The organism is Nitrosomonadales bacterium, assembly GCA_016716325.1.
Taxonomy (GTDB): domain Bacteria; phylum Pseudomonadota; class Gammaproteobacteria; order Burkholderiales; family Gallionellaceae; genus Gallionella.
The window spans coordinates 1,725,325-1,737,720 of the sequence record JADJWO010000001.1; the positions used below are offsets into that span (position 1 = coordinate 1,725,325).

The following is a 12,396-nucleotide window of genomic DNA, read 5'->3' on the forward strand; positions in this document are numbered from 1 at the left end:
TCGGTGGCATGGTTGCTACGATGTCGCGCATGGTAGTGTCGTTGGGCGGGTGACTCAAGAAAAACATTTGTTGCGTCCGCGCGCGCCCACTAGAATGCAGCCATATCCATGGATATGCCCTCTGGCGGCTGCTGAAAATGGATGTGTTATGGACGCAAATAGTCCATTCGGTCGTTAGGTGTTGTGTAGGAGCGCAATTTATTGCGCGATGCGTTCAAATCGCGCAATAAATTGCGCTCCTACATAGACGTTCTTCACCCAATGCATTGTTTGGGATGAATTACGGAAAGATCAATAACAATGAAAATACTAGTCGTAAGACTGTCTTCGCTGGGTGACATCCTGCACCTGTTCCCGGCCATCAGCGATCTGCATCGCCGGTTCCCGGAGGCGCAGATTCACTGGCTGGTGGAGCCCGCCTTCGCCGAGATGGCGGGCTGGCATGCGGCGGTGGACAAGGTGATCGCCGTGCCGTTGCGCGCCCACAAAAAGACCTGGTGGAAATTACCGGCCCTGCTGGGAGGTCTGCGCCGGCAACTGCAGGCGGAGCAGTACGACATCGTGCTGGATGCGCAGGGATTGCTCAAGAGCGCAATGCTGGCACGGCTGGCCGGCGTTGCGGTATCCGGCTTCGATGCGCACAGCGCGCGCGAATCCCAGGCGGCCCGGTTCTACAGACAGACGGTCCGGGTGCCGGACGGGCTGCATGTGGTCGAGAAGAACCGGCAACTGGTGGCGCGCCTGTTCGATGCCGATGTGACGCAGCCGGCCGACTACGGCCTCGACGATTTCCGCCGGCGGCAGATGCAGGTCGCGTTCGGCGACGAACTCGGGGAGATCGCCGCGCAACCGTATCTGGTATTGCTGCACGGCACGACCTGGAACAGCAAATACTGGCCGGAATCCTCATGGCTGGAGTTGATCCGTCTTCTGACGCAATCGGGCTGGAACTGCCTGTTGCCCTGGGGCAACGAAGAGGAGCACCAGCGCGCGCAGCGCCTGCAGGCAGCGGGCGGCGAACATGCGCAAGTATTGCCCAGACTGTCGTTGAGCGGATTGATGAGCGTCCTGCTGCATGCGCGCGCCTTCGTCAGCGTGGAGACCGGCATCGGCCATCTTGCTGCGGTACTCGACATTCCCGGCGTCATGCTGCACGGCCCGACCGATCCGGATTACAGCGGCATCCCCGGCAAGTCGTGCCGGCACCTCACCAGCGGCATGGATTGCGCGCCGTGCTTCAAGCGCGATTGTCCGAAGCTTGAAACAGCGGATGGCATTCCGCCCTGCCAACTGGCGATCACCGCACAGCAGGTTCACCGGGAATGCATCGCGTTGCCGGGCATAAACCGGGCAGAGCATCGCGCATAAACTGTTAAAATGCGTGCCGTTCAATCTACGGTAAAACCGCATGACGTATTACTCCCCGCTGATCTCGGCTTTCGTCACGATGGTGACGGCCCTGATCCTGAGCCGGAACAAGGGCGACACGCTGCAGGACATTCCCAACGAACGTTCGCTGCACACCGAGCCGATCCCGCGTACCGGCGGCATCGCACTGGTGGCCGGCGTCCTGTCCGGCTGGGGGCTGCTGTTCCAGTTCTGGGCATGGTGGATCGTGTTGCCTGCGCTGGGCCTGTTCGCATTGTCGCTGGTGGATGACATACGCAACCTGTCGCCGCGCACGCGGCTGGTCGGGCACTTTATCGCCGCGCTGGTCGCCGTGTCGGGGGCGGGCGTTCCCTTGCTGTGGGCCGTCCCGGTGGTGCTGTTCATCGTGTGGATGACCAATCTGTATAACTTCATGGACGGCTCGGACGGGCTGGCGGGCGGCATGGCGCTGTTCGGCTTCAGCTTCTACGGGATCGCCGGGCTGATGAACGGCAACGAGGCTTTCGCCATACTGAATTTTACGATCGGCGCGGCGGCGCTGGGTTTCCTCTACCATAACTTCCACCCGGCCAGGATGTTCATGGGAGACGCGGGCTCCATCACGCTCGGTTTCCTTGCCGCAACTTTCGGCGTGTGGGGTTGGCAACAAGGCTATTGGCCGTTCTGGTTCCCGATACTGGTCTTTTCGCCGTTCGTCGCCGATGCGACCCTGACGCTGTTCATCCGTCTGCGACGCGGCGAGAAACTTGCACAGGCGCACCGCAGCCATTATTACCAGCGTCTGGTGCAGATGGGCTGGGGACACCGCAACACCGCGCTGGCCGAATACCTGTTGATGTTGCTGGCAGGAATCTCCGCATTATGGGGTGTCGGCCTGGATGCAATGGGTCAGGGCGGCCTGCTGGCGTGGTGGGGAACGATCTATCTGGGGCTGTCGATGTGGGTCGATCGCCGCTGGTTGCGGCATCAGGCCGGGCAAGGAGGCAACGATGGCGCGTAGCTGGAGTGGCAAGGCCGCACTGGCGATGCTGCACGATATCGTGGCAGCGATCCTGGCCTGGGCTTGCGCGTATCTGTTGCGCTTCAATTTCGAGTTGCCGCCGAATTTCGCGGTGGAGTTGCAACAGACCCTGATCTGGGTGGTTCCATTGCAGGTCGTGGTGTTCTGGCGCTTCGGCCTGTATCGCGGCATCTGGCGCTATGCCAGCCTCAACGACCTGCGCAACATCGCGCTGGCGGTGTTGCTGGCGGCGGTGGCCATCCCTTTCGTGCTGTGGATGCTGCGCGCCGACCTGGTCGTGCCGCGTTCGGTGCTGGTCATCAATCCGCTGCTGCTGTTGTTGATGATGGGCGGCAGCCGTTTCGCCTACCGCGTTTGGAAGGAGCAGGGCTGGTACGGTGAAGTGAAACTGCACGGCGAACCGGTATTGATACTGGGCGCGGGTGACGCGGCGGTGAGTCTCGCCAGGGAGCTTTCAAGAAGCCGGGAATTGCGGCTGGTGGGCTACCTGGATGACGACACCGACAAGCACGGGCGCACGCTCAACGGGGTGCGGGTGCTGGGCGGTCTGGATAAGTTGCCGGAATGGGTGGCGCGGCTGGGCGTGCGCCAGGTGATCATCGCCATGCCGTCCGGCTCGCACCAGCAGCGCAAGCGCGCGGTCGAGCTCTGTACCTGCGCCAGTGTGAAGGCGCTGACCGTTCCCTCGTTCGACGACCTGATGAGCGGCAAGGTGTCGGTGTCGCAGCTGCGTGCCATCGAACTGGACGATCTGCTGGGTCGCGACCCGGTGGTACTGGACGAGGCCGGCCTGCATGGCCTGCTGACCGGCAGGACCGTGCTGGTGACCGGTGCAGGCGGCTCGATCGGTTCCGAATTGTGCCGCCAGATCGCGCGTTTCTCGCCGGCTACGCTGGTATTGCTCGAACAGGGCGAATTCGCGTTGTACACCATCGAACAGGAGTTGCGGCAGACCTTTCCCGGCCTGCATTGCATCTATCTGGCCGGCGATGTGCGCGATGCCGCACGGGTGGACGAGGTCATGCAACAGTACCGGCCGGATGTACTGTTCCACGCGGCGGCCTACAAGCATGTGCCGCTGATGGAGCGGCACAACGCCTGGCAGGCGATCCGCAACAACGTGCTGGGCACCTGGACGGTGGCGCGCGCGGCACAGCGGCACGGTGTCGCCAGATTCGTGATGATCTCCACCGACAAGGCGGTGAATCCGACCAATGTGATGGGCGCGAGCAAGCGGCTGGCCGAGATGGTCTGCCAGGCATTGCAGCCTTCCTCCCGGAAAGAAGCCCCTCACCCCAACCCTCTGGGTGAAACAACTAGCCATTCGACTAGGCTGCAAACAACCGCAGCCAAGTCGCTGGTTATCCCGCTTGCGGGCGAGGGGGTAAACGTGAAAAGCGATCTTCAACCCTTGACGCGTTTCGTGATGGTGCGTTTTGGTAATGTGCTGGGCAGCACCGGCAGTGTGATCCCGAAATTCCGTGAACAGATCGCGCAGGGCGGACCGGTCACCGTGACCCATCCCGAGATCACGCGCTACTTCATGTCCATTCCCGAGGCGGCGCAACTGGTGTTGCAGGCGGGGTTGATGGGGCAGGGCGGCGAGATCTTCGTGCTGGACATGGGCGAGCCGGTGAGGATCGCCGACCTGGCCAGGGACCTGATACGGTTGTCCGGGTTCACTGAAGACGAGATCCGGATCGAGTTCTCCGGTCTGCGTCCCGGCGAGAAACTCTACGAGGAGCTGCTGGCCGACAACGAACACACCCTGCCGACGCCGCATCCCAAGTTGCGCATCGCGCAGGCGCGGCAGGTCGACGCGGACTGGCTGGCGCGATTGCTGGAATGGATCGGCGCGGCGACCATGGCCGACGAAAAGGCGAAAAGCGAACTGAAGTCCTGGGTGCCCGAATACCAGCCGAATCCGACGCCATCGACATCGCGGCAGGAAAAGCAGCCGTGAGATCGGGCACCGTTCCGACCCTGGCGCAGCGTTTTGTCATGCCGCCATTGCGCGTGAGCACGGTGTTGATCGGTCTTGCCGTACCCGTTTCCGTGGCGCTGGACAATCTGCTGCTGGCGATCGTTCTGCTCGGCGCGCTGTTCAACGCACGCTCCATCTGGCAGACGGCTGTGCAACATACCGTCGCGCGCGCCGCGTGGTTGCTGTTCCTGGGATTGTTTGCCGCCATGTTCTACGGCGAGACGCCGTTGCGCGAGGCCGCCGGCATCCTGGGTAAATACGCCGACTTGGCCTTCATCCCGATGTTCATGCTGATACTGTCCGGCGAGATCGCCCGGCGCCGGGCGCAATACGCCTTCCTCGCGGCGATGGGGGCGACCCTGCTGCTGTCGTACCTGGTGGGCCTGGGCTGGCTGCCGGTGCAGTCATGGATGCCTGTGTGGGCAGCCATGGATAATCCGGTGATCTTCCACAGCCACATCACGCAGAACAACATGATGGCGATGGGCGCCTTTCTTGCGTTGCTCAATCTGCGCGAAGCGGCATCGTCCGGCGCGCGGCTGGCCTGGGGGACGTACGCCGGACTGGCCGGGATCAACGTGCTGTTCATGGTGCAGGGACGCACCGGTTACGTGATCCTGTTGCTGCTGCTGGGCTGGTTCGCATGGACGACGCTGGCGCGGCACAGACATAAGCGCGGCAAAGCGTGGGACTGGCGGCATGCTACCGCAGCGCTGCTGTTGCTGGCCGGCATGGCGAGCGCAGCCTTTCTTGCTTCGCCGCGCCTGCACGACCGGGTGTCCATGGTGGCGGACGAGTTCCAGGCATGGCAGCCGAACCACGGCTGGGAGAGCTCGACTGGCCAGCGGCTCGATTATTACTACAATACCCTGCAGATCGTGCAGCAGCACCCGCTGTTCGGTGTGGGCACCGGCGGTTTTCAGGCGGCTTTTGCGCGGCAGGTCGAGGGCAGCGAGGTCTTGCGGACGCACAACCCGCACAACGAATACCTGATGGTGACCGTGCAATGCGGCCTGGCTGGACTGGCGCTGCTGCTGTACCTGTTTTATGCGCAGTGGCGTTACGCGCCGCTGCTGGAGACCCCGTTCGAACAGGATGCGGCGCGCGGACTGGTGCTGGCGTATATGGCGAATTGCCTGGTCAACTCGGCGCTGCTGGATCATTCCGACGGGCTGTTCTTCGCGTTCATGACGGCGGTATTGTTTGCGAATCTGAAGGTGGCGAGACATGGCTGATGAAATCACAGGCGCGGCAAGCACCACCCCGGTTGGCCGCGGGCTTTCCGTCATCGTCATCACCCGGAACGAGGCGGCGAACATTCGCGCCTGTCTCGAATCGGTGGCATGGGCGGGCGAGATCGTGGTGGTCGATTCCGGCAGCAGCGACGGTACGGCAGAGATCTGCCGCGAGATGGGCGCGCGCGTGTTCGTCTGCGACTGGCCGGGTTTCGGTATACAGAAGAACCGGGCGCTGGATCATTCGACAAGAGAGTGGGTGTTCTCGATCGATGCCGACGAGCGCGTGACACCGGAGCTGCGCGCTGCCATCGAGGCCGTGCTGGCGGATACGGACAATGCGCATGCCGCTTACGAGATCTCGCGCCTGTCCAGCTACTGCGGCCGCTTCATGCGTCATTCAGGCTGGTACCCGGATCGCATCGTGCGTCTGTTCCGGCGCGATGCGGCAAGGTTCTCCGATGACCTGGTGCACGAGCGGCTGCGGGTGGAAGGCAGGACCGGCCTGCTGGATGGCGAGTTGCTGCATTACGCTTTCGACGACCTGGAAGAGGTGCTGCGCAAGGTCAACCAGTATTCATCGGCGGGGGCGGCGATGATGCAGCGGCGCGGCAGGCAGGCCTCGCTGTCCGGCGCGGTGCTGCGCGGGCTGTGGAGCTTCTTCCGCACCTATGTGCTGCGCGGCGGATTCCTCGACGGGCGCGAAGGCTTCATGCTGGCGGTCTCCAATGCCGAGGGCACATATTACCGCTACCTGAAACTGATGCTGCTGAACAGAAAATCGTGATGCGTATTGCGCTGATCATCACCACCTACAACCGCCCCGACGCCTTGGCCGCGGTACTGGAGGGCTGTCTGGCGCAGACCGACGCGGATTTCGAGGTGATCATCGCGGACGATGGTTCCACGCAGGATACGGCGGATCTGGTTGCGGCTTACGGCGCACGCGCGCCGTTCCCCGTTACGCATGTCTGGCAGGCGGACGAAGGGTTCCGCGCTGCCGCGATCCGCAACCGTGCGCTGGCGGCCACCACTGCGGACTACATCGTGTTCATCGATGGCGATTGTGTGCTGCCGCCGGATTTCGTCGCCAGCCACCGCCGTCTGGCGGAGCGCGGCTGGTTCCTGTCCGGCAACCGCCTGATGCTGACGCAGGCGTTCACCGAACAGGTGTTGCGCGACAGATTGCCGATCCACCTGTGGGGAAGGCGCGACTGGCTGCGCGCGCGCCAGCGCGGACAGATCGAACGCCTGTTGCCGTTGCTGCGGGTTCCCGGCATGGGCTGGCTGCGCAGGCGGTTGCCGACGCGCTGGCAGGGCGCGAAGACCTGCAACCTGTCGGCGTGGCGCGACGACCTGCTGCGCGTGAACGGCCTGGACGAGCGCTATACCGGCTGGGGGCTGGAGGATTCCGACCTGGTGATACGGCTGCTGCGCGCCGGGGTGCACAACAAGTCGGCGCGTTTCGCAGTGCCGGTGTTCCACCTGTGGCATCGCGAGAACGACCGCGCCAACCTTGCGGAGAACCGACAGCGCCTGCACGAGGCGCTACAGGCGACGCACATCCGTGCGCAGCTGGGCGTGGACCAATACCTATGAAGATATTGCACGTGGTGCGGCGCTACGGGCCGGTGGGCGGCATGGAGCGCTATGTCTGGGAACTGACGCGCGAATTGCGCGAACTGGGGCACGAGGTCGAGGTGTTGTGCGAGGTCTGTCTTGCCAAAAAGCCGCATGGCATCGCCGTGCACGAGCTGGGCGCCATCGCGCCGCGCCCGCGCTGGTTGTCGCTGCTGCGCTTCGGCAAACGCGTCGCGCGCTGGCTGGCCGATAACCCGCATCCCGGCTGGCTGATCCACAGCCATGAGCGCCTGGCTTCGCATCATCTGACCACGTTCCATGGCCCGCCGTTCGCGTCGGTGCGCGACATGCCGTGGTGGCGCAGGGTTTCGTTGCGCGTCGCGATGCAGTTGTTCCTGGAGCGGCGCGAATTGAGCGCCGCACGATGCATCGTGCCGAATTCGCGGTTCATCAGGCAGCGGCTGGCGCATTACTATCCGGAGCTGGCGCACAAGCTGACCGGGCCCGTCGTGCCGGGCGTGGCGGCCGGCGCGGTACGCGAACCGCGCGAGGTCCCGGCCGATGGCGGCGTGGTCGGTTTCGTTGGCAAGGAATGGCAGCGCAAGGGCTTGCCGCTGGCCGTCGAAGTCGTTGCGGCATTGCGCCGCAAGCGTCCCGCCCTGCGATTCCGCGTGGTGGGGCCGGCCGCCGGCGAGGTGAGACATCTGTTTGCCGGCTGGCAGGGCGGCTATGAGCTGGCGGGCTGGAGCGACCAGTCGCATCACGCCGGGTTCGACGTGCTGCTGCACCCCGCCAGAGCGGAGCCTTACGGCATGGTGATCAGCGAGGCGATGGCGGCCAGGGTGCCGGTCGTGGTTTCGGAGGTATGCGGCGCGGCGGCGCATGTCACCCCGGACTCCGGCGCTGTGCTAGCGCTTTCCGCGCCGGTCGGGATGTGGGCAGACGCTGTCGAACGGGAATTGGGGCGCCGCGAAACCGTGCCGCGATTCGAACGCAGTTGGCGCGTGGTGGCGCAGGAATATGAGACAATTTACCGCGAACTCCTTGAGGCAGAATCGAAATGAGCAATCCTGAAACACGTTATCTGGACACCTGCCCGGTGGGCTGCGCCGCACCGCTGGAAACCACGCAGTATGTCCTGCCCGAAGGCGCGCTGCTGCGCTGCAGCGCATGCGGACAACTGGTCAGCCAGTGCAGCGAAGAACATTATTGGCAATCGATGCAGGAATTCGACGACCCGCAGGGCACGCTGCCGGTCGCCGGGTCGGAGCAGCGCCGTGTCCGGCGCAGCAGGAAATTCCTCGACCGGATCGCGAAACTGCTCGACCGTGCGCCCGGCGAGATCCGCCTGCTGGATGTCGGGTGTTCCAGCGGGGCGTTCCTGCATACCGCCGTCGCGCTCGGGTTCCAGGCGGAAGGCGTGGAGCCTGCGCCCAAAGCCGCCACCACGGCGCAGGCCGCCGGGCTGAAGGTGCATCAGGGGCTGTTGCAGGACGCGGGTTATGCCGATGGGCAGTTCGATGCCGTCACGCTGTTCGAGGTGATCGAACATCTCAAACACCCGCAGGAACTGCTGCGGGAATGCCGGCGCATCCTGCGGCCGGGCGGCATCCTGCTGGTCGGTACCGGCAATGCGGCAAGCTGGAGCATGGGGGCGATGGGCGCGGACTGGGAATACCTGAGCATCGCGAAACATGGCGGGCATGTCAGTTTCTATACGCCGGATTCGCTGGGCAGGCTGGCGCAACAAACGGGTTTTTCCGTTGCCGCCATCCATACCCGCGGGGTGCGCTTCCGCGAGAAAGGCACCTGTGCCGCGCCGCTCTACCGCATCGCGAAGGTTGCCGGCGAGATGATGAACGTGCTGGGCGCCTGGCTGGACAAGGGACACGACATGGCCGTGTATCTGAGACGCGAGTGACCTGAACGAATGAACCGTCCTGCCCCGCATATCTCTGTCGTCATCCCGGTATACAAGGCCGAGCAGTGTCTCGACGAGCTGTACCGGCGCCTCAGGGACGCCCTTCAAAGCATCTCGCCCGATTTCGAGATCGTGCTGGTCGAGGATTGCGGCGGCGACAATTCCTGGCAGGTGATCGAGCGGCTGGCGGCTGCCGATCCGCGCGTGAAGGGCATCCAGTTCAGCCGCAACTTCGGCCAGCACTACGGCATCACCGCCGGTCTGGACCATTGTCACGGCGACTGGGCGGTGGTGATGGATTGCGATCTTCAGGACAGGCCGGAGGAGATCCCCCGCCTGTATGCCAAGGCACTGGAAGGTTACGACATCGTGCTGGCGCGGCGCGGCAAGCGGCAGGATCCGCCATTCAAGCGCGCCACTTCATGGCTGTTCTACAAGCTGTTCAGTTATCTCGCCGACATAGACTATGACGCGCAGACCGGAAACTTCCGCATCATGTCGCGCAAGGTCGTGGTGAATTTTCTCGGCATGCGCGAACAGCTGCGTTTCTTCGGCGGCCTGGTGCAATGGATGGGCTTTCCCACCGCCAGCATCGAGGTGGCGCACGCCGGACGCCACGAAGGGGAATCCACCTATACCTTCGCCAAGCTGTGGAAGCTGGCCGCCGAGACCATCATCGCCTATTCGGACAAGCCGTTGCGCCTGTCGGTACGTTTCGGGTTCGCGATGGCGTTCCTTGCGTTCTGCTACGGCATCTACATCATCGGGCACGCGCTGTATTACGGTTCGCCGGTTCCGGGCTGGAACAGCCTGATCGTTTCGCTGTATTTCATCGGCGGCATCATCATTGCCACGCTCGGCATCATCGGCATCTACCTCGGCAAGACCTTTGACGAGAGCAAAAAGCGGCCGCTGTATATCGTCCGGCGCGCGACCTTCGATGAATAAGCTGATCAGGCAGGTCGCATGGGATACGGTTGCGCTCGGCATGCCGGCGTGGGAGTTGCTCGAACATTCCGCAGTAGCGCTGCAGCAGGCGGTCATGACCGCCGGTCACCACACGATCAAGGTCGACCCGCTGGCGGACAAACGGCTGTTGCACGAACACGGTTTCTATTACTGCGACACCCTGATCGAACCGCATTGCAATGCCGCACGGTTGCGTCCCGTCCGGCATCCCGATGCGACCATCTCGAAGGAGGTCGATGCGCAACAGGTGTTGGCGATAGGCCATGGCGCGTTCGTGCACGGTCGCTTCCATCGCGATTTCAACCTGGGCAGGAATGTCGCCGACCTGCGCTATGACAACTGGCTGCGGCAATTACTCGATGAAGAACAGGTTTACGGGCTGTATTGGCAGGGCGCCCTGTCGGGATTCATCGGCCACAGCGGCAACAGTCTGGTGCTGCATGCGCTGGCGGAACAGCAACGCGGCAAAGGCCGTGCGAAATTCTGGTGGAGCGCGGCATGCAGCGAACTACTGGCCGCCGGCCATGAAGAGATCAGGAGTTCGATCTCCGCTTCCAACCTCGGTGCGCTCAATTTGTATGCCTCGTTGGGGTTCTCGTTCAAGCATCCGCAGGATGTCTATCATCGGCTGACGGTCACGGCACAGGCCGCTCAAGATAATGAATCGTCTGCACCGTGACCGTTTCCCTCTCCCCCGTTCCCCTTCTCCCGCAAGCGGGCGAGGGGTGCCGCAGGGATTCGCTACACGAAATCTGGAATAACGACATGAGCTACTTCTACATCTTCATGACCATCGCGCTGACCGTGTACGGCCAGATCGCGATCAAATGGCAAGCCTTGAAAGCCGGAGCGCTGCCGGAAGCGTTGCCGGACAAGATCGCCTTCCTGTTGCATCTGTTGCTGAACCCGTGGGTCATCAGCGCGCTTGCCGCGGCTTTCCTGGCGTCGGTGTTCTGGATGGCGGCGATGACCAAGCTGCAGATCAGCCATGCCTATCCCTTCATGGGGATGACGTTCATCATCGTGTTGCTGGCCAGCGGGTTCTTCTTCCAGGAGCCGGTCACGCCGCTCAAGATGGCCGGCACCGCATTGATCTTCCTGGGGATCGTGGTTGCCAGTCAGGGATAGCCGCTGTCTGTAACGCTGTAACGCCGCCGGGTCAGGCGAAGAATTCGCGGATCGCGTCGCAGGTGCGCGAGATCTCTTCCGACCTCATTTCATAAAACAGCGGCAGGCGCAGCAGGCGCTCGCTCAGGTCGTCGGTCACCTTCATGCTGCTGCCTTCGCGTCCGTATCGCCGACCGGCCGGCGAGGAATGCAGCGGCACGTAATGGAACACCGGATGGATGTCCCGCGCCTTGAGGTGCGCGATCAGTCTGCTGCGCACGGCCAGATTCTCGAGCAGCACATAGAACAGGTGGCCGTTGCTGTCATCATCGAATTCCGCGATGCGCAGATGACCCGCCTGCTGCAACGGAGCCAGTTGCGCGGCGTACGCGGCGCAGATGCTGCGCCGTTTGGCGATGATCTCGTCGGCGTGTTCCAGTTGCGCGTAGAGGAAGGCGCTGACCAGTTCGCTGGGCAGATAGGATGAGCCGATGTCCACCCAGGTGTATTTGTCCACTTCGCCGCGGAAGAACTGGCTACGGTTGGTGCCCTTCTCGCGGATGATCTCGGCACGTTCGGTGAAGCGCGCATCGTTCACCAGTAACGCCCCGCCCTCGCCGCTGATGATGTTCTTGGTCTCGTGGAAACTCAGGCAGCCGAGATGCCCGATGCTGCCCAATGCCCGGCCCCGGTATGTCGAGAGCAGAGCCTGCGCGGCGTCTTCCACCACCAGCAGTTTGTGGCGCTGAGCGATGTCCATGATGGCATCCATCTCGCACGGCACACCCGCGTAATGCACCGGGACGATCACCCTGGTTCTGCGCGTGATGGCGGCCTCGATCAGATTCTCGTCGATGTTCAGCGTGTCCGGACGGATGTCCACGAACACCGGCACGGCACCGCGCAGCACGAAGGCATTGGCGGTGGACACGAACGTGTAGGAGGGCAGGATGACCTCGTCGCCGGGCTGGATGTCGCACAGGATCGCGGCCATTTCCAGCGCGCCGGTGCAGGAGTGGGTAAGCAACGCCTTGCGGCAGCCGAGCTTCTCCTCGAACCAGCGATGGCATGATTTTGTATATGTGCCATCCCCCGAGAGGTGGCCCTGGGCCACCGCATCCGCGATCAGGGAAAGCTCGCGACCGATGATGAACGGTTTGTTGAACGGGATGCGTTTCATTGCGGCAAT

At 63.2% G+C, this 12,396-nt stretch carries 12 protein-coding genes; 11 read left to right on the forward strand and 1 reads right to left on the reverse strand.

The window, feature by feature from the left end; genetic code table 11:
• Positions 1-300: 300 nt before the first annotated feature.
• From waaC to IPM27_08320, 11 genes are all read left to right on the forward strand, one after another.
• Positions 301-1,368, forward strand: coding sequence for a lipopolysaccharide heptosyltransferase I (waaC, locus tag IPM27_08270; protein ID MBK9161545.1), 1,068 nt, complete (start codon positions 301-303; stop codon positions 1,366-1,368).
• A gap of 40 nt (positions 1,369-1,408) precedes the next feature.
• Entirely contained in the window at positions 1,409-2,389 is a 981-nt protein-coding gene (locus IPM27_08275) for a glycosyltransferase family 4 protein (GenBank protein MBK9161546.1), read from the forward strand.
• Complete coding sequence (locus IPM27_08280; protein ID MBK9161547.1) at positions 2,379-4,373, forward strand: polysaccharide biosynthesis protein; 1,995 nt, start codon at positions 2,379-2,381, stop codon at positions 4,371-4,373. The genes IPM27_08275 and IPM27_08280 overlap by 11 nt, the downstream gene beginning before the upstream one ends.
• On the forward strand, positions 4,370-5,629 hold the full coding sequence (locus tag IPM27_08285; GenBank protein ID MBK9161548.1) for an O-antigen ligase family protein: 1,260 nt from the start codon (positions 4,370-4,372) through the stop codon (positions 5,627-5,629). The genes IPM27_08280 and IPM27_08285 overlap by 4 nt, the downstream gene beginning before the upstream one ends.
• On the forward strand, positions 5,622-6,416 hold the full coding sequence (locus IPM27_08290; protein ID MBK9161549.1) for a glycosyltransferase family 2 protein: 795 nt from the start codon (positions 5,622-5,624) through the stop codon (positions 6,414-6,416). Before IPM27_08285 ends, IPM27_08290 begins: the two co-directional genes overlap by 8 nt.
• Positions 6,410-7,228 carry a glycosyltransferase family 2 protein gene (locus IPM27_08295; GenBank protein MBK9161550.1) on the forward strand — a complete coding sequence of 273 codons (819 nt, stop codon included), beginning with the start codon at positions 6,410-6,412 and terminating at the stop codon, positions 7,226-7,228. The genes IPM27_08290 and IPM27_08295 overlap by 7 nt, the downstream gene beginning before the upstream one ends.
• Positions 7,225-8,274, forward strand: a complete 1,050-nt coding sequence (locus tag IPM27_08300; protein ID MBK9161551.1) for a glycosyltransferase family 4 protein — start codon at positions 7,225-7,227, stop codon at positions 8,272-8,274. Before IPM27_08295 ends, IPM27_08300 begins: the two co-directional genes overlap by 4 nt.
• Positions 8,271-9,131 (forward strand): class I SAM-dependent methyltransferase, encoded by an 861-nt coding sequence (locus IPM27_08305; protein MBK9161552.1) that lies wholly within the window; start codon positions 8,271-8,273, stop codon positions 9,129-9,131. The genes IPM27_08300 and IPM27_08305 overlap by 4 nt, the downstream gene beginning before the upstream one ends.
• Before the next feature lie 9 nt (positions 9,132-9,140).
• Complete coding sequence (locus IPM27_08310; GenBank protein MBK9161553.1) at positions 9,141-10,079, forward strand: glycosyltransferase; 939 nt, start codon at positions 9,141-9,143, stop codon at positions 10,077-10,079.
• Positions 10,072-10,779, forward strand: coding sequence for a GNAT family N-acetyltransferase (locus IPM27_08315; GenBank protein MBK9161554.1), 708 nt, complete (start codon positions 10,072-10,074; stop codon positions 10,777-10,779). Before IPM27_08310 ends, IPM27_08315 begins: the two co-directional genes overlap by 8 nt.
• Positions 10,780-10,865: 86 nt before the next feature.
• Positions 10,866-11,228, forward strand: a complete 363-nt coding sequence (locus tag IPM27_08320; GenBank protein MBK9161555.1) for an EamA family transporter — start codon at positions 10,866-10,868, stop codon at positions 11,226-11,228.
• A 31-nt stretch (positions 11,229-11,259) separates the two neighbouring features.
• Here IPM27_08320 and rffA read toward each other — a convergent pair whose 3' ends face one another.
• Positions 11,260-12,387 (reverse strand): dTDP-4-amino-4,6-dideoxygalactose transaminase, encoded by a 1,128-nt coding sequence (rffA, locus tag IPM27_08325; GenBank protein ID MBK9161556.1) that lies wholly within the window; start codon positions 12,385-12,387, stop codon positions 11,260-11,262.
• Between the last annotated feature and the right edge of the window lie 9 nt (positions 12,388-12,396).